The organism is Nocardioides sp. NPDC058538, from assembly GCF_042719275.1.
GTDB lineage: Bacteria > Actinomycetota > Actinomycetes > Propionibacteriales > Nocardioidaceae > Nocardioides.
Genome location: NZ_JBHXNY010000008.1, coordinates 169,597 through 186,436 on the forward strand (window position 1 = coordinate 169,597; position 16,840 = coordinate 186,436).

General features: G+C 69.8%; 18 protein-coding genes. 6 read left to right on the forward strand and 12 right to left on the reverse strand.

The features are described 5' to 3' along the window. Positions 1–6: 6 nt before the first annotated feature. Complete coding sequence (locus ACFWQC_RS10210; RefSeq protein ID WP_378676688.1) at positions 7–1,215, reverse strand: MFS transporter; 1,209 nt, start codon at positions 1,213–1,215, stop codon at positions 7–9. An 84-nt stretch (positions 1,216–1,299) separates the two neighbouring features. Here ACFWQC_RS10210 and ACFWQC_RS10215 point away from each other — a divergent pair, with 84 nt between their 5' ends. Continuing rightward, complete coding sequence (locus tag ACFWQC_RS10215; protein ID WP_378676690.1) at positions 1,300–1,632, forward strand: ArsR/SmtB family transcription factor; 333 nt, start codon at positions 1,300–1,302, stop codon at positions 1,630–1,632. Here ACFWQC_RS10215 and ACFWQC_RS10220 read toward each other — a convergent pair. Continuing rightward, positions 1,629–2,207, reverse strand: a complete 579-nt coding sequence (locus ACFWQC_RS10220) for an antibiotic biosynthesis monooxygenase (RefSeq protein ID WP_378676692.1) — start codon at positions 2,205–2,207, stop codon at positions 1,629–1,631. The two genes, ACFWQC_RS10215 and ACFWQC_RS10220, sit on opposite strands and share 4 nt — an antisense overlap. 57 nt (positions 2,208–2,264) lie before the next feature. Between ACFWQC_RS10220 and ACFWQC_RS10225 the strand changes: the two genes are divergently transcribed. After that, positions 2,265–2,582, forward strand: coding sequence for an antibiotic biosynthesis monooxygenase (locus tag ACFWQC_RS10225; RefSeq protein WP_160026672.1), 318 nt, complete (start codon positions 2,265–2,267; stop codon positions 2,580–2,582). Here ACFWQC_RS10225 and ACFWQC_RS10230 read toward each other — a convergent pair. The 3 genes from ACFWQC_RS10230 to purB are packed head-to-tail and all read right to left on the reverse strand — an operon-like array spanning position 2,569 to position 4,845. Next, on the reverse strand, positions 2,569–2,964 hold the full coding sequence (locus ACFWQC_RS10230; RefSeq protein WP_378676695.1) for an oxygenase MpaB family protein: 396 nt from the start codon (positions 2,962–2,964) through the stop codon (positions 2,569–2,571). The two genes, ACFWQC_RS10225 and ACFWQC_RS10230, sit on opposite strands and share 14 nt — an antisense overlap. Positions 2,965–3,004: 40 nt before the next feature. Further along, complete coding sequence (locus ACFWQC_RS10235; RefSeq protein ID WP_378676769.1) at positions 3,005–3,418, reverse strand: NUDIX domain-containing protein; 414 nt, start codon at positions 3,416–3,418, stop codon at positions 3,005–3,007. After that, positions 3,415–4,845 carry an adenylosuccinate lyase gene (purB, locus tag ACFWQC_RS10240; RefSeq protein ID WP_378676771.1) on the reverse strand — a complete coding sequence of 477 codons (1,431 nt, stop codon included), beginning with the start codon at positions 4,843–4,845 and terminating at the stop codon, positions 3,415–3,417. The genes ACFWQC_RS10235 and purB overlap by 4 nt, the downstream gene beginning before the upstream one ends. Before the next feature lie 39 nt (positions 4,846–4,884). On the opposite strand from purB, the gene ACFWQC_RS10245 reads away from it, so the two are divergent. The 3 genes from ACFWQC_RS10245 to ACFWQC_RS10255 are packed head-to-tail and all read left to right on the forward strand — an operon-like array spanning position 4,885 to position 7,747. Beyond that, the gene (locus ACFWQC_RS10245; RefSeq protein WP_378676698.1) at positions 4,885–6,099 is read left to right on the forward strand and encodes a DUF4032 domain-containing protein; all 1,215 of its coding nucleotides are present in this window, start codon (positions 4,885–4,887) and stop codon (positions 6,097–6,099) included. Positions 6,100–6,124: 25 nt separating this feature from the next. Further along, positions 6,125–7,411, forward strand: coding sequence for a phosphoribosylamine--glycine ligase (gene purD, locus ACFWQC_RS10250; RefSeq protein ID WP_378676701.1), 1,287 nt, complete (start codon positions 6,125–6,127; stop codon positions 7,409–7,411). Between the two features lie 51 nt (positions 7,412–7,462). Then, positions 7,463–7,747, forward strand: a complete 285-nt coding sequence (locus ACFWQC_RS10255) for a hypothetical protein (protein ID WP_378676704.1) — start codon at positions 7,463–7,465, stop codon at positions 7,745–7,747. Positions 7,748–7,751: 4 nt separating this feature from the next. Here the strand turns inward: ACFWQC_RS10255 and ACFWQC_RS10260 are convergent, their stop codons facing one another. The 5 genes from ACFWQC_RS10260 to ACFWQC_RS10280 all read right to left on the reverse strand — a co-directional run bounded on the left by ACFWQC_RS10260 (position 7,752) and on the right by ACFWQC_RS10280 (position 13,443). Beyond that, complete coding sequence (locus ACFWQC_RS10260) at positions 7,752–8,579, reverse strand: hypothetical protein (protein ID WP_378676707.1); 828 nt, start codon at positions 8,577–8,579, stop codon at positions 7,752–7,754. Between the two features lie 199 nt (positions 8,580–8,778). After that, positions 8,779–10,077, reverse strand: a complete 1,299-nt coding sequence (locus ACFWQC_RS10265) for an adenylosuccinate synthase (protein WP_378676710.1) — start codon at positions 10,075–10,077, stop codon at positions 8,779–8,781. Positions 10,078–10,234: 157 nt separating this feature from the next. Continuing rightward, positions 10,235–11,215, reverse strand: coding sequence for a helix-turn-helix domain-containing protein (locus tag ACFWQC_RS10270; protein ID WP_378676713.1), 981 nt, complete (start codon positions 11,213–11,215; stop codon positions 10,235–10,237). Positions 11,216–11,307: 92 nt separating this feature from the next. Continuing rightward, positions 11,308–12,825: a lysine--tRNA ligase gene (lysS, locus tag ACFWQC_RS10275; protein ID WP_378676716.1), complete on the reverse strand. Its 1,518-nt coding sequence runs from the start codon at positions 12,823–12,825 to the stop codon at positions 11,308–11,310. Positions 12,826–13,029: 204 nt separating this feature from the next. Then, positions 13,030–13,443 carry a DUF3151 domain-containing protein gene (locus ACFWQC_RS10280; protein WP_378676719.1) on the reverse strand — a complete coding sequence of 138 codons (414 nt, stop codon included), beginning with the start codon at positions 13,441–13,443 and terminating at the stop codon, positions 13,030–13,032. A gap of 87 nt (positions 13,444–13,530) precedes the next feature. Here ACFWQC_RS10280 and ACFWQC_RS10285 point away from each other — a divergent pair, with 87 nt between their 5' ends. Further along, positions 13,531–15,009 carry a DHA2 family efflux MFS transporter permease subunit gene (locus ACFWQC_RS10285; RefSeq protein ID WP_378676721.1) on the forward strand — a complete coding sequence of 493 codons (1,479 nt, stop codon included), beginning with the start codon at positions 13,531–13,533 and terminating at the stop codon, positions 15,007–15,009. On the opposite strand, the gene ACFWQC_RS10290 is transcribed toward ACFWQC_RS10285, so the two are convergent. Then, a complete protein-coding gene (locus tag ACFWQC_RS10290) occupies positions 15,001–15,660 on the reverse strand; it encodes a hypothetical protein (RefSeq protein WP_378676724.1) in 660 nt (219 codons plus the stop codon). The genes ACFWQC_RS10285 and ACFWQC_RS10290 overlap by 9 nt on opposite strands. Then, complete coding sequence (locus tag ACFWQC_RS10295) at positions 15,657–16,379, reverse strand: FadR/GntR family transcriptional regulator (protein WP_378676774.1); 723 nt, start codon at positions 16,377–16,379, stop codon at positions 15,657–15,659. The genes ACFWQC_RS10290 and ACFWQC_RS10295 overlap by 4 nt, the downstream gene beginning before the upstream one ends. Positions 16,380–16,840: the final 461 nt, after the last annotated feature.

Sequence of the window (16,840 nt, forward strand, 5' to 3'; positions counted from 1 at the left end):
TTCAAGTCAGTCCCCGCTGCGCCAGCGCAGCAGGCCGGCCACGGCTGAGAACACCGCGACGACGGAGCCGTAGACATAGGTCGTGGTCGTGAGACCGATCTGCGGCGTCAGCAGCCCGGCGATGACCGCCGGGATGCCGAATGCGAGGTAGGACACGATGAAGATCACCGCGAAGACCTCCGCCCGCTCGTGCGCAGGCAGCAGCGGCATGATCGAGCGCAGGATGCCGAAGAAGGCGGTCCCGAAGCCCGAGCCCGCGACGACCACGGCAACGAGGTACGCCGCCGCCGAGCCGGTCGGGAGGGCGAGCAGGCTCAGCACCGTGCCGCCGGCCAGCGCGGCCGTGCCGTAGAGCGTCGTCGCCCGGGCCGAGCGGTTCCGGAACAGGTACGCCGCCACCGCCCCGGACCCGGCGAGGGCACCGATCGCCAGCCCCTGGAGGACATGACTGCTGGCGCCCAGCTCGGTGCGTACGATCGCGGCGCCGAGGGAGAGGAAGAGCCCACCGGTCGCCCAGCCCGCGAAGATCGCCGGGGCGCTGCGGCTGAGCAGGCCCCGGATGGCCGGCGGGACAGCGATCCGCGGACGCAGCGAGGCGAGCAGACCTTCGTGACGGGGCGCGGTCTCGGGGACCAGCCACACGCCGGCCGCGAGGAGGAGGGAGAGCACGACGAGGGCGTCGAACACGATGAGCTGCGCGTCCGCCGCCACCTGCAGGACCACGCCGGCGACGATGGCGCCGATCGCTAGTCCGACCATCGGAGCGACGGCGTTGACCACCGCCGCGGAGCCCGGCCGCGATGGCCGCTCGAAGTCTGCGATGGCGGCCGAGAGCGTCGAGAGCAGCAGTCCGCTCGCGACCCCCTGCAGGAGCCGCGCCTCGAAGAGGACGGCGGCGGTGTCGGCGCCTTGGAAGAGCGCGAAGCTGGCCGCCAGCAGGAGGAACCCGATGGTCACCACCGGACGCCGGCCGACGTGGTCGGAGACGGAGCCGAAGACGAGCAGGGTGCCCAGCAGGGCCACCGCGTAGACGGCGAAGACGGCCGTCATCACCCAGGGCTCGAGCCCGAGGCCCACCTGGAGGTCGGGATAGAAGGGCGAGGGCGCGCTGGCCCCGGCCATCATCAGCACGACCGCCACCAGGGCCACCCCCGCGCCGAGTCGCCGCCCGGCGACGGCGTCCATCGTCGTCGCGCCCACCGTCTCTACCGACATCACCACTCCATCCATCGTTCGAACTATTTCGAACCTTTTAGGAGAGTACGTGCCTTCCGCTGACTGTGCAACTATTATCGAACCATGAGTTCTTCCCCGGACCTCCCGCATCCTGATCGGTCGGAGCTCTCACTGACGACCGTGCTCTTCGCGCTCAGCGACCCCGAGCGTCTGGCGATCGCCCGTCAGCTGGTCGACGGACCTCTCGACATGGCGGAGTGCCACCTGAGCAACCCGGATGTGCCGAAGTCGACGAAGTCGCACCTGATGAAGGTGCTGCGGACGGCGGGCGTGGTCCGCAACGAGGCCAACGGCCGCGCCCGGCGCCTCTCGCTGCGTCGCGAGGATCTCGACGCCCGGTTCCCCGGGCTCCTCGACGCCGTGCTCTCCGCCGAGAACGGCACCCCGAAGTCCTAGCTGCGGCGCCAGGGCGCCGGGCGGCCGTGCAGGAACCACTCCATGTTGCGGGTGATCCACGGCAGTCCGAAGTACGTCATGAACGGCAGCGTCACGACCATCACCCCGAGCACCTTCAGCGGTAGGGCCCAGTCGGCGAGGAACGGCCCGAGCGCCCAGTTGGCGAGCAGGCTGACCGGGAAGAACATCAGGAAGATCGTGATCGTCTGCTTCCACCGCGGCGGTGGCGAGGCGACCCCGGAGACCTGCTCGACGTCGTACGTGCTCGGCGGGTCGAACCATCCCTCGATCCCGGTGCGCCGCTCGACCGTGGTCTCCTCCACGAACGGCTCGCCCGCGCCCAGCCACCAGCCGCGCTGGCGGCTGTTGTCCCAGCGTCCCAAGGTCGCGTGGGAGTCGAAACGGTAGAGCAGGTGCCACTGGTCGGAGTCCGGTGACGGCCGCACCCAGCCCGCTCCGAGGAAGCCGGGGAACTCGCTGGCCAGCCGGATCCCCGCCTGCATCCAGGCGACCATCTCGTCGCGGCGCTCCACGGAGACTCGACGAGCGATGGTCACGGTTACGGGATCGGACATGCCGTCATGGTCGCAGGCACGTACGCCGCTTCCCCAGCCCTCGCATAGGTTTGCGGCATGTCTGTGGTGAAGATCAATGCAATCCAGGTTCCGGCCGAGGCGGGCGCGGAGCTCGAGAAGCGTTTCGCGGCGCGTGCCGGGGCGGTCGAGAAATCGCCGGGGTTCCTCGGCTTCCAGCTGCTGCGCCCGGTTGCCGGCGACGATCGCTACTTCGTCGTCACCCACTGGGACTCCGAGGAGTCCTTCGCGGCCTGGCGCGACGGGGATGCCCGGGCCGCGCACGCGACCCCGCCGGGCGAGGCGCCGCGCAAGCCGGTCGCCACCGGCGCCGACCTGCTGGAGTTCGAGGTCGTGCTGGACGTCAAGCCGGCCTGACCTCGGAACGGAGTCGAGCGCGAACGCCGCCGTCCACCACATCAGCCCGGGGTCGGCGGCCGAGTAGGGCGACCCCTCGGGATGCGCGTGGCCGCCGGGGACCTCCATCGTCCCCGCGACGGGCACGTGCCGCCTCGCCGTGAAACGCGAGTGCCCGGTCGGCCTCCTCCTCGGTGCCGAGGAAGACCGCCTCCATCAGCCGAGCGGTCAGCGCGAGCCGCGTGTACGGCGTCGCCCGGTGCACCGTGTGCTGCGCGGTGCCGACGAAGAGCCGTGGGTGCAGGCCGCCGATCACCAGCGCCCGCTGGCCCCAGCTCAGTCCGACGACCCGCTGACGGATGGCACGGACGACCATCGAGTCGGCGGCGAAGTACCCGGGCACACCGCCAGTCTGACACCGCGCCGCGGCCGGCCGCGAGGGTTCAGGCGGGCTCGAGGGCGGGGACGACGTACTCCCTGGTCAGCGGGGCGAAGTCGGCTCCGTCGGTGATCTCGGTGAGCGTCGCCCAGCGCAGCTCCGCGATCTCGGCAGCGGCGTCCGGCGCGACCTTGCCGGCCCAGGTGAAGACCGTCGAGCGCACCAGGTGGCCCGGCTCGTTGGCGGCGTCCGCCTCGAACTCGCCGAGCAGCGCCAGGTCCTCGACCCGAAGCCGTACGCCGAGCTCCTCCGCCACCTCACGGACCGCCGCCGCCGCGGCCGACTCCCCCGGCTCCAGCTTTCCGCCGGGGAGCATGAACTTCGCGGTGCCGTTCTTGCGGACGGTCAGCATCCGCCCGTCAGCGTCTCGGAAGACGACGGCCGCGACGGTGATGACCGGTCCGGCGTCCGGGCTCAGAGGATCTCTCCCGGCATGTAGGCGGCAGCCTCGGGGTGGCGGGCGGTGACGGCCTCCACCCGGCGTACGACCTCCTGGACCTGCGCGACGGCGGCACCGGTGAACTCGATCGGCTCGGCGACCAGCGACTGGATCTGGTCCTCGGTCAGACCAAGACGGGAGTCGGCGCCCAGCTTGGCGAAGACGTCGTTCTCGGCCTGCCCCTTGCGCATCGAGAGCGCGGTGCCGACGGCGGCCTCCTTGATCGCCTCGTGGGCCTCCTCGCGGCCGACACCGTTGCGGACGGCGGCCATCAGGACCTTGGTGGTCGCCAGGAACGGCAGGTAGCGGTCGAGCTCGCGCTGGATCACGGCCGGGAAGGCGCCGAACTCGTCGAGCACGGTCAGGAAGGTCTGGAAGAGGCCGTCGGCGGCGAAGAACGCGTCCGGGAGCGCGACGCGGCGCACGACGGAGTCGGAGACGTCGCCCTCGTTCCACTGGTCGCCGGCCAGCTCGGAGATCATCGAGAGGTAGCCGCGGAGCACGACCGAGAGGCCGTTTACCCGCTCGGTGGAGCGCGAGTTCATCTTGTGGGGCATCGCGGAGGAGCCGACCTGGCCCTCCTTGAAGCCCTCGGTGACCAGCTCGTTGCCGGCCATCAGCCGGATCGTGGTCGAGAGGTTGGAGGGGCCGGAGACCAGCTGGACCAGCGCCGAGACGGCGTCGAAGTCGAGGGAGCGGGGGTAGACCTGACCGACGCTGGTGAAGACGTTCTCGAAGCCGAGGTGGGCCGCGACCCGCTCCTCGAGCGCGGCCAGCTTGCCGGCGTCACCGTCGAGCAGGTCGAGCATGTCCTGCGCCGTGCCCATCGGGCCCTTGATACCGCGCAGCGGGTAGCGGGCGATGAGCTCCTCGACCCGCTGGAGGCCGACCAGCATCTCGTCGGCGACGGTCGCGAACCGCTTGCCGAGCGTCGTCGCCTGGGCAGCGACGTTGTGCGAACGGCCGGCCATGACGGTCGTCTCGTGCTCGGCCGCGAGCCGCGCCAGGCGGGCCAGCGTCGCGACGGCGCGGTCACGGATCACCTTCAGGCTCGAGAGGACCTGGAGCTGCTCGACGTTCTCAGTGAGGTCCCGCGAGGTCATGCCCTTGTGGATGTGCTCGTGACCGGCCAGCGCGGCGAACTCCTCGATCCGCGCTTTCACGTCGTGGCGGGTGACCCGCTCGCGGGCGGCGATCGAGTCGAGGTCGACGTCCTCGACAACCTTCTCGTACGCCTCCACCACCCCGTCGGGGACGTCGATGCCGAGATCCTTCTGGGCCTTGAGCACCGCGATCCAGAGCTGACGCTCCAGGACGATCTTGTGCTCGGGACTCCAGATCCCGGCGAGGTCGGCCGCGGCATAGCGGTTGGCGAGAACGTTGGGCACCACAGTCACGGCGGATATTCTCCCATGCTCCATGCCCACCCCCACTAACGTGGCGGTATGGCCCTGCGCATCCTCGCCAGCCGGCCCGATCCGGCGATCTACACCCTGCCCTGGTCACTCCCCCTGGAGGAGTGGCCGGATGATGTCGTGGTGCCGCTGGCCCGCGGGCTGAGTCGTCATGTCGTACGCATCGTGCGGGTGCGCAACAACATCTACGCGGTCAAGGAGACCCAGGCCGACATCGCCCGGCGCGAGTACGACATGCTGCGCGAGCTGCAGCGCCTCGGCCTGCCGACCGTGGTCGCCAAGAGCGTCGTCACGGGGCGCAAGGACCGCGACGGCAACGACCTCGGCGCCGCACTGATGACCGAGCACCTCACCTACTCGCTCCCCTACCGCGCGCTGTTCGAGCGGGGCCTGGCCGCCGACCGGCTCCCCAGCCTGATCGACGCCCTCGTCGTCCTGCTCGTACGCCTCCACCTGGCCGGCTTCTACTGGGGCGACGTGTCCTTGTCGAACGTCCTGTTCGTGCGCGACGCGAACGGGTTCGCGGCCTACCTGGTCGATGCCGAGACCGGGGAGCTGAAACCTGAGCTCTCCGACCGGCTGCGGGAGTACGACCTCGACGTCGCCTACCAGAACATCTACGGCGAGCTGCTCGACCTGCAGGCGAGCGAGTCCCTGCCGGAGGCCTTCCCGATCGACGCGATCGTCGAGCGGCTGCAGAGCCGCTACGACGCGCTGTGGCGTGAGCTCACCGAGGAGCAGGTCTTCTCCGCCGAGGAGATGTGGCACATCGAGCAGCGCATCGAGCGCCTCCACGACCTCGGCTTCGACGTCGAGGAGCTCGACATCACCACCAGCGAGGACGGCGCCACCGTCGCCCTCCGCCCGCGGGTGGTCGAGCTCGGCCACCACCGTCGCGAGCTGCGTACGCTGACCGGGCTGGACGTCCAGGACGCCCAGGCACGGCGGATCCTCAACGACATCTCCGCCTTCCGCGCCACCCGCGACCTCGGTGACCGGCCGATCGAGGTCGCGGCGAGCCGCTGGCTGCGCGAGGTCTACGAGCCCATCGTCGCGATGCGCCCGCCCGGCGCCGCCGCCAAGCTGACCCCGGCGCAGATGTTCCACGAGATCCTCGAGCACCGCTGGGTGCTCTCCCAGTTCGCCGGCGAGTGGGTCAAGCTCATCAACGCCGCCGAGTCCTACTACGAGGACGTCATCGCCCACCGGCCCGACGAGGCCGTCACCCCGCCCGGCGAGGAGTGAGCCGGGCCCGTCATAAGGTGGCCACGTGAAGATCCTCGTCGTCGGCACCGGTGGTCGTGAGCACGCGCTCGCTCTGAAGCTCTCCCAGGAAGGGAACGAGGTGTACGCCGCGCCCGGGAACCCCGGGATCGCGGAGTTCGCCACGCTCCGGGACGTGGACATCATGTCCGGTCCCGCGATCGCCTCCCTGGCCGGCGAGCTGGGCGCCGATCTGGTCGTCGTCGGGCCCGAGGCGCCGCTGGTGGCCGGGGTGGCCGACGCGGTCCGTGAGGCGGGGATCCCGGTCTTCGGACCGTCGGAGGCTGCCGCTCAGCTCGAGGGGTCGAAGGCGTTCTCCAAGGACGTGATGTCCGTTGCCGGCGTGCCGACCGCGGGATCACGCGTGGCGACCACTCCCGAGGAGGCCGCCGCCGCGCTGGACGAGTTCGGCGCTCCGTACGTCGTCAAGGACGACGCTCTGGCCGCGGGCAAGGGTGTCGTCGTGACGCGTGACCGCGAGGAGGCGTTGGCCCACGCGGCCGCGTGCGAGCGGGTCGTCATCGAGGAGTTCCTCGACGGCCCCGAGGTCTCGCTGTTCGCGATCTGCGACGGGACACGGGCCCACGCGCTGCAGCCGGCGCAGGACTTCAAGCGGATCTTCGACGGCGGCAAGGGCGGCAACACCGGTGGGATGGGTGCCTACTCGCCGCTGCCGTGGGCGCAGCCGGACCTGGCCGACGTCGTGCTGACGACCGTGGTCCAGCCGACCCTGGTCGAGATGGAGAAGCGCGGCGCCCCGTTCGTCGGGTGCCTCTACGTCGGGCTCTCGCTGACCGCCAAGGGTCCGAAGGTGATCGAGTTCAACTGCCGCTTCGGTGACCCCGACGTCCAGCCGGTCCTCGCTCTGCTGGAGTCCTCCCTCGGCGACCTGCTCCTCGCGGCGGCCACGGGTGCGCTGGACACGGTCGAGGCGCCGACCTTCTCCGACGGTGCCTCGGTGACCGTCGTGCTGGCCTCGGCCGGCTACCCGGAGTCGTCCTCGAAGGGCGACGTCATCACCGGTGCCGGCAACGCCAACTCGATCAACGACGTGGACGTGATCCACGCCGGCACGGCGATCGTGGATGCCTCCACCCCCGAGGAGCCTTCCCACCGCCACCTGGTCACCGCGGGAGGACGCGTCCTGGCGGTCCGCGCCAAGGGCTACGACATCGACGACGCGCGCTCGCGGGCGTACGCAGCCGCCGACCTGATCACCTTCGACGGCCTCCAGCGGCGCTCCGACATCGCCGCCGAGCCGCTCGGAGTCGTCGAGGGCGCCTCGCTGCTCTAACCCGAATCCACCGGTGGCCTCGGGTTTGAGCATCGGCGTACTCTGCCGACCATGACCTGGGTCGTGTTCGGCGTCGCCGTCGTTGCCGTGCTCGGCCTGACCATCGCGGCCTGCAACAAGGCCCTGCGCTCCTCGCGCCGTGGCGTCTCCGCCGGGATCGGCGACGGCCTCGGCAACTTCATCGACGTCTTCGACCCCGGCAACGCCCGCGCCGCGCGCGACCTCGAGGAGCAGGACAACATCGGTCACGTGGTCCCCTCGCCCGACGGCGATGACCCGCCGTGCGGGGTCGACCTGAAGGCCGGACGGGTCACCATTCGCCGTTCGGTGACCTGACCTCTCACGCCGCGACAGGAACTCCGAGCGCCAGCAGGTCCCGAGCCACCCGCTCCGGCTCGTCACGAAGTTCGCGAGCTGTGCATCTGACGATGACGCGGTCGGTCGCGGTCAAGGCACGTTGCCTTGCCAGGTCGTCCTCCCAGTGCTCGGCCTCCATGTGGAAGCCGCCGTCCACCTCCAGCACGAGAGTGCGTCCGTCCGGGAGCTGCCACTCGCAGTCGGTGTAGCGGGTCCATCCGTCGGCATCCCTGCGCTTGACCTGGCGCGTGGGTCTCGCCAAGCCGAAACTCCGGCACATGCGTTTGACGTCCATCTCCGCCAGCGACTGCGCCCCTCCCCCGATGTCCTCGATAGCCCGCCGCAACGTCGCGGCGCGCCTCAGCGGAGCCAGTCTCTCCAGCCACTCGAGCAGATCCTCAGGGTTGGTCAGCTGCTGCTGGACCACAGCAGCGAGCACCCCCTGAGCCGTTCGCTCTGACCGATCGGCGGCCGCGAAGAGGAGGACCGCCGGCTCGATGCGACACCGAGGTGGTGATCCCACATCACGCAGCGATCGCCGGATCCTGACGAAGCGAACGTCGGGGAGGGGGCCGGGCCGCCCTCGCGCGTACGGGACAAGGATCGTGATCTCGTCCCGGTGCCAGTTCTTCAGACCGGCGAGCGTCGCCGCCGTGAGTCCTCCGGCCATCGCACCGTCACCGGCGTGCAGGACCGCATGCCAGATCCGCTGCTCGTCACTGAGTTCCCCGGTCGTCGTCGCGATCACGGTCGGCGACAGCAGCTGCCACCGTTCCGACTCGATCCTGTGCGTCACGCTCCATCGGGTCATGCCCGCCTCGGCCAACTGCGCGCGAGTGATCAGTCCACACTGCTCGTCAGCAACGCTTCGCCAGCGTCCAGCTCCACTCCCCATGCCTGCAACCCCAACCCACCCGGCGCCGCATGGCAACGACAAAGGGTGGAGGTTGTGGATAACCAGGAGTTGTGAAGCTGAGAGTGGCCTATAGGTCACTCTCAGCTTCACAACCTCACGTGAGTGAGTTGATGATGACGGTCTCGTCGCGGGCCGGGCCGACGCCGATGACCGACATGGGGGCGCCGGAGATCTCCTCGACGTACTTCACGTACGCCTGAGCGTTGGCCGGCAGGTCGGCGAACGACCGCGCGCCCGAGATGTCTTCCTTCCAGCCCGGCAGCATCTCGAAGATGGGCTTGGCGTGGTGGAAGTCTGACTGGTTGACCGGCATCTCGTCGTGGCGGACACCGTCGACGTCGTACGCCACGCACACCGGGATCTCCTCGAGGCCGTCGAGCACGTCGAGCTTGGTCAGGACGAAGTCGGTGACACCGTTGACGCGAGCGGCGTAGCGGGCGATGACCGCGTCGTACCAACCACAGCGGCGCGGGCGTCCGGTGGTCGTGCCGAACTCGTGGCCGTTGTCGCGCAGGTAGTCGCCCGACGCGTCGAAGAGCTCGGTCGGGAACGGCCCCTCGCCCACACGGGTGGTGTAGGCCTTCACGATCGCGACGACCCGGTCGATCCGGGTCGGCGGGATGCCGGAGCCGGTGCAGGCGCCGCCCGAGGTGGCATTGGAGGAGGTCACGAACGGGTAGGTGCCGTGGTCGACGTCGAGCAGGGTCGCCTGGCCGCCCTCGAGCAGCACGGTCTCGCCCCGGTCGAGCGCCTGGTTGAGCAGCAGGCCGGTGTCGCAGACCATCGGCGCGATCCGGTCCGCGTAGGACAGCAGATCCTCGACGACCGCGTCGACGGTGAATCCACGACGGTTGTAGACCTTCGAGAGCAGCTGGTTCTTCAGCTCCAGGGCACCCTCGACCTTGCCCCGCAGGATCGACTCGTCGAAGAGGTCCTGGACGCGGATGCCGATGCGGTTGACCTTGTCGGCGTAGGTGGGCCCGATCCCGCGGCCGGTGGTGCCGATCTTGCGCGAGCCGAGGAAGCGCTCGGTGACCTTGTCGAGCTGGCGGTTGTAGTCGGCGATGACGTGGGCGCTGGCGGACAGCTTCAGCTTGGAGATGTCGACGCCGCGCGCCTCCAGACCGGTCAGCTCCTCGAAGAGGACCGCGAGGTCGACGACCACGCCGTTGCCGATCACCGGCGTCACGCCGGCGGTCAGGATGCCGCTGGGCAGCAGGTGGAGAGCGTACTTCTCGCTCGTCCCGTCCTCCTGGCGAATGACGACGGTGTGGCCGGCGTTGTTGCCGCCGTTGAACTTGACGACGTAGTCGACGTGCTCACCGAGCAGGTCGGTCGCCTTGCCCTTGCCTTCGTCGCCCCATTGGGCACCGATGATCGTGATCGCGGGCATGTGTGTCGCTCCTTCGCTCCGGACGGAGTCCCTCCGGGCGTGCCCGGCTGCTCAACGCACCAATATCTCGTGTGTGTTGGATCCATCTACAAATGCAAAAAACCCTGGCAAGACCAGGGCTCTTGCGACCACACGCTAGCAAATTCAGGCGCGTACGTCACAGCCAGGCTCGCCGGGCGGCCTCCACGCCCGCCTCGAACCGTGAGGTCGCGCCGAGCTCCTCGAGCAGTTCGGCGACCCGTCGCCGGACCGTACGCAGCGAGACCCCCAGCCGCCGGGCGATCTGCTCGTCCTGGGCTCCGCTGGCCAGCTCGGCCAGCAAGAGGCGGCGCTCGGCGTTCGGCAGGTCCTCGAGCTCGGCAGCCGGGAGGGCCCGGCGCCACAGCTCCTCGAAGTAGCTGGTCACCACCTCGACGATGCCCCGCTGGCGTACGTTGATCATCGGCTGCTCCACCGGGCCGAGCGGGTCCGGGAACATCGCGTGCGTGCTGCCGACCACCATCAGGTGGGTGCCGACGCGCGGCAGGATCCGGATCTCCTCACCGATCTCGACCCGCATCCGCAGCACGTCGGGTGAGTGCTTCAGCGCCGCCACCGGGTAGATCCCGCGACACCGGCGACCGGACTTGATCGTGGACTCGATGACCGAGATGAACCGCATCTCCGAGGGATGCACGGTCACCGCCGGGCGCAGCCACATCATGTCGCCCGAGGTTGCCGAGACCAGCCGCTCGAAGGTCTCCGGCGTGAACTCGGTCGCGATCACCTCGCCCTCGATCGGGTGCTCCTCGCCGATCGAGGCCGGGAGCCGCGCGGCGGTGCCCGCGACGTACGGGACCGACTGGGAGATCTTCAGCAGATGGTCGTGGGCGTCCTGGGCCCTGGTCGCGGCCCGCTCCAGCATGTGGGCGACCACCGCCGTCGGGCTGAGCACGGTCAACGTCTCACCGCAGCTGATGACTCCGCTCTCGACCAGGGGCGCGGCCTCCTCCTTCAGCTCCTCCTCGGAGGTGGACAGCGTCGCCGCCACCACCATGCACGGCCACCCGGTCAGCGGAAGGAGGCGGCTGTAGAGCTGCGCCGCGCCCGGGTCGAACCCGAGCGCGGTCATCAACGTTTCCGACCGGCCGTTCTCCATGCCCGGCACTTTAGTCTCACCAAGCGCTCGGATCGGCGTCACACGAAAGCTGGATCTCGAGTCGGCGGTGCGAGCAAGCTCGCCCCGCCGCCTCAGGCCTCAGGCTTGAGCAGCGGGAAGAGGATCGTTTCGCGGATCCCGGCACCGGTGAAGAGCATGATCGCCCGGTCCAGGCCGAGCCCGAGACCACCCATCGGCGGGGCGCCGTACTCCAGCGCCCGCAGGAAGTCCTCGTCGAGCTGCATCGCCTCGGGGTCGCCGCCGGCGGCGAGGAGGGACTGGGCGGTGAGCACCTCGCGCTGCACGACCGGGTCGATCAGCTCGGTGAACCCGGTGCCGCGCTCGACACCGCCGATGATCAGGTCCCAGGCGAGGACCTTGCCCGGCTCCTCGTCGTTGATCCGCGCCAGCGGCTGGGCGATCGCCGGGAAGTCGCACAGGAAGGTCGGCTGGATCAGGTGGGGCTCCACCAGCTCGCCGCACAGCTCCATGACGATCTTGTCGGCGCCCCAGGCCGGGTCGAGCTCGACGTCGTGCTTGTCGGCGAGCGCCCTCAGCGTTTCGACGTCGGTGTCGGGGGTGACCTCGACACCGACGGCCTCGGAGACACCCTCGTAGACCGGCAGCCACTTCCACTCGCCGTCGAGGTCGATGACGCCAGCGTCCGTCTCCACCTGGCGCGAGCCCACCGCATCGGCGGCGGCCAGGTACATCTGCCGCATCTCCTCGGCGATCGTGAACTGGTCGCCGTAGGCCTGGTAGGCCTCGATCATCGTGAACTCGGGGCTGTGCGTGGAGTCGACGCCCTCGTTGCGGAAGATCCGGCCGATCTCGTAGACCTTGTCGACGCCGCCGACGACCGCCTTCTTGAGGTTGAGCTCGAGCGCGATGCGCAGGGTCATCGGCTGGTCGAACGCGTTCATGTGGGTGTTGAACGGCCGTGCGTGCGCACCACCGTGGATGAGCTGCAGGACCGGCGTCTCGACCTCGAGGTAGCCGTCGTCCTCGAGACGGCGGCGGATCGCCTGGGTGATCTTCGCCCGCGTACGCACCATGTCGCGCGCCTCCTGGCGCACGATCAGGTCGGCGTAGCGCTGCCGGACCCGGGCCTCCTCGGAGAGGTCCTTGTGGAGCACCGGCAGCGGCCGCAGCGCCTTGGACGCCATCTCCCAGCTCGAGGCCATGATCGAGAGCTCGCCGCGCCGCGAGGAGATCACCCGGCCGGTCACGGCGACGTGGTCACCGAGGTCGACCAGGCTCTTCCACTCCGCGAGCGACTCCTCCCCCACCTCGGCGAGCGAGAGCATCACCTGGAGCCGGGTGCCGATGCCCTCCTGCAGCGTCGCGAACGCGAGCTTGCCGGTGTTGCGGACGAACATGACCCGACCGGCGACGGTGACCACGTCCTGGGTCTCGTCACCGGCCTCGAGCTTGCCCTCGTAGGCCTCGCGCACCTCGGCGAGCGTGTGGGTGCGGCCGACCCCGATGGCGTACGCCTTCTTGCCCTCGGCCAGCAGGCGCTCACGCTTCTCGCGCCGAACCAGGCTCTGCTCATCGAAGCTGGGCTCGTCGAGGTCCGGTGCAGCGGCGTTGGTGGTCTGCTCAGTCACAGGGCAAGGCTAGGCGAAATCGCTGGTCCGACGCGATTCGGAAGGGCCCGGCCAGGAGTTGATTGGATGTTTCGCGTCGTCAGAGTGCGTGCTCGGCAAGGCGCCCCGTCGAAGGCATGCCGGGGCATTCCGAGGCGGGGCAACGCCGCCGAGTGCGTGCCATGGCGGCGCGAAGCGCCGATCAGCTCCTGGACGGGCCCTGATTCACCCCAGCAGCGTGTCGTACGCCGTCGGGCTGCTGTCGCGCAGGAACTCGCTGCAGCGCTCCCACTCCTCGGTCTCGCCGATCGCCTTGGCCTGCTCGGCGAGCAGGGCGAGGCTGATCAGGAAGCCGCGGTTGGGCTCGTGCTCCCACGGCACCGGGCCGTGGCCCTTCCAGCCGTTGCGGCGCAGCATGTCGAGCGAGCGGTGGTAGCCGACGCGGGCGTAGGCGTAGATGGTCACGTCCTCTGCGCCGGCCTCCTTGGCGGCCGTGGCGAGCGCGGCCCAGGCAGAGGGCGAGGCCGGGTGGCGGCGTACGACCTCGGCGGGGTCGGTGCCGGCGGCCAGCTCGTCGGTCGCGGGGTCGGCGGGGAGGTGGGTCGGCGGCGGTCCGGCCATCAGGTCCTGGTGGGTCATACGCACCATTGTGCCCGCAGCCACCGACCGTCTGACCCCGGGCAGACCGATCAGGGAGATGTCGGCGCGCGGGTGTTGACTGTGGCCATGACCCAGCCCGTGACGCAGACGACCTCAGCGCAGAAGACCGAGCACCCGTGGCGGGCGCTGTTCGCGCTGTGCATCGGCTTCTTCATGCTGCTGGTCGACATGACGATCGTGACCGTCGCGACGCCGGACATCATGGCCGAGCTCGACGCGAGCGCCAACGCGGTGCTGTGGGTGACCAGCGCCTATCTGCTGGCCTACGCCGTGCCGGTCCTGATCATGGGCAGGCTCGGGGACCGCTTCGGGCCCAAGTGGGTCTACATCGCCGGCCTGGCGGTCTTCACGGCCTCGTCGCTGTGGTGCGGGCTCGCCGGCAGCATCGAGTCGCTGGTGGCCGCGCGGTCGGTGCAGGGTCTCGGCGCGGCGATGATGACGCCGCAGACGATGGCGACCATCACCCGGATCTTCCCGGCCGAGCGACGGGGCGCGGCGATGGCGTTGTGGGGCGCGACGGCGGGCATCGCGACGCTCGTCGGCCCGCTCGCGGGCGGGGCGCTGGTCGCGATCGGCGGCTGGGAGTGGATCTTCTTCGTCAACGTGCCGATCGGCATCGTCGCGATCGTCCTCAACTGGCTGATGGTTCCCGCGCTGGAGACCCACGCGCACGTCTTCGACTGGCTCGGCGTGGCGCTCAGCGGCGTCGGGATGTTCTGCGTGGTCTTCGGCCTGCAGAACGGCGAGCAGCGCGGCTGGGACGCCGTCACCTGGGCGCTCGTCGTCGGCGGCGTCGCGATCATGGCGCTCTTCGTCTGGTGGCAGGCGCGCAACCGCAAGGAGCCGTTGGTGCCGCTGTCCATCTTCACCGACCGCAACTTCTCCGTCTCCAGCCTGGCGATCTCCTGCATGGGCTTCGCGGCAGTCGCGCAGGGCTTCCCGCTGATGCTCTACGCCCAGCTCGTCCGCGGCTACACCGCGCTCGAGGCGTCGCTGCTGATGGTCCCGATGGCGCTGGTCTCCCTCCTCGCCGCGCCGCTGGTCGGCCGGCTGAGCGACCGGATGCATCCGCGGCTGCTGACCGGCGTCGCCTTCTTCCTCTGCTCCGTCTCGCTCTTCTGGCTCGCGGTGCCGATGACCGTCGACTCCCAGCTGTGGCAGCTGCTGGTGCCGATGGCCGTCTTCGGCCTCGGCTCGGCCGCCGTATGGGCGCCCCTCGCGGCGACCGCGACCCGCAACGTGCCGATGCGGCTGGCCGGCGCGGGCGCCGGGGTCTACAACGCCACCCGGCTGGTCGGGTCGGTGATCGGCTCCGCCGCGGTCGCCGTGCTCATCGACCTCCGTCTCAACGCCCACGGCCTCGGCGGATCGCTGGCGGGCGGCCACGAGACCGCGGCGGGCTCCTCGGTCCCGCCCGCAGTGGCCACGGAGTTCGCCGAGGCGATGTCCGAGGTGATGCTGCTGCCGGCGGTCGCGCTGGCGGTCGGCTTCGTGGCGGTGCTCTTCTTCACCACGCCGCGTCACATGGTGAAGCTGTCAGCCTAAGGCGACGGAGAGCGGCAGCCCTCGGCACGGGATCATGTCGCGGGCAGTGGTGAGCGGGGCGCCGGTTGCCAGCTGCGGGTCGGCGGAGACGATCGCCTTGCCGTGGCCGTTGACCAGAGTCGCGCCGGCCTCACGAAGCCCCGGCAGCAGCATCGTCTCGAGCGTCTCGACCAGGGTGTCGACCCCCGCGACGCCGACCATGCGGCCCCCGGCGTAGACGGGCATCGTCGTGGTCATGACGTACTCGTCGGTGCAGACGAAGTCGACGTACGGCCCGACGAGGGTCAGCTCGCCCGTGCGTTCCGGGGAGCGATACCAGGGCTGGCGGGTGTAGTCGATCGCCTCGCCGGTGCCCGGCGCGTCGGCGTCACCGAGGAAGTCACGCTCCTCGCCCTGCCACCAGACGAGGTAGAGCCGGCGGTCGCTCAGCACGCCCGGGGCCACGACGAAGCCACCACCGATGAGGTTGGGGTTGCGCAGGAACTCCAGCGAGCCGGGCTCGAGCCGCTCGCGCAGGGATGCGGTGGTGACCGGGCCGGCCTCGAAGAGGGCGGCCACCTCGCTGCGTACGCGCTCGAGCTCGGTCACGATCGGCCCGAAGTGCTGCTCGACCTGAGCCACACAGTCGATGGGAGTCATCGTCTTGGTCATCGTCGCACCGCCTCATGGATCTCGGCCAAGCGTTCAAGGGAGTGGGCGACGTGCTCACGTACGCTCTCCCGCGCCCGGACAGCATCTCCTGCTGCGAGGGCTTCGACAAGCTCCTGATGCCGGGTCGCCGTGGCCTCCCGGAAGCCCGGCTCGTTGAGCGGGATCCGGAGCAGCGCGCCGAAGTCGGCCTCCTGGCGCACCACCTCGCGGGTCATCCGGGCCGACTGGGTCAGCGCAGCCACCGACAGGTAGAGCTCGCTGTCGGCGCTTCGCCAGCGGGCCACGTCGCTGACGTTGAGCGGGATCAGCAGGTCACGCAGGTCCTCGACCTCGTCAGGGTCCGTACGCTCCGCCGCGATCTCCGCACACCCGGTGAGCACCACCAGGTAGACCGTGGCCCGGTCACGCAGCTCGACCCGCGACATCGCGGCGAGCCGGTGCTCGACGAGGTCGCCGCTCTCCGGGGCACGTACGAACGAGCCACCGCCCCGCCCCCGGGTCGTCACCACCAGTCCCTTGGCGCGCAGTGCGACCAGTGCCTCGCGCGCGGTGACTGTCGCGACGCCGAGCATCTGGGCCAGCTCGGGCTCGCTCGGGAGCCGCTCGCCGTGTGCGAGCACGCCGGAACGAATCGCCTCCGCGAGCCGGTTCTCGACGCGCGCAGCCCGGCCTTCGTCGCCGATCGGGGCGAAGATGGCCGCGCGAGCTCGGGAGGTCATCACACGCACGCCGAAATCCTAATGTATGGATCTAGATGATTCGCCCGCAGATCTGTTCGAATCTGTTCGAATGCGCACAGGAACTTCATGAATTTCGTCTTAACCATCTGGATCCATGGGCGTTTCTATGCCTAACCTGAGCGCATGGCTGACGCACACTGGTGTCGGTCACCCAAGATCGTCGGATGTCCAGGGCTTGTGGGGGGCGCTGGGCATCCGACTCCTTGGTTTTCGGGCATCTGTGCGGATGGATGCTGACCGAGGTAACTCGGCGAGCGATCACTGACTTCGGCGAACTCCACGAAGTCAGTACGAACCCACCGAGGTAACTCGGTGAGCATCGAGCGAGGCGCGCGGCTGACGCCCTCTTGGCGGCGGCGCGGACGGCACAGGGGATGCTGACCGAGTTACCTCGGTCAGCAGTCACCCACCTCGGCGAACTCCACGAAGCCAGTGCGAAA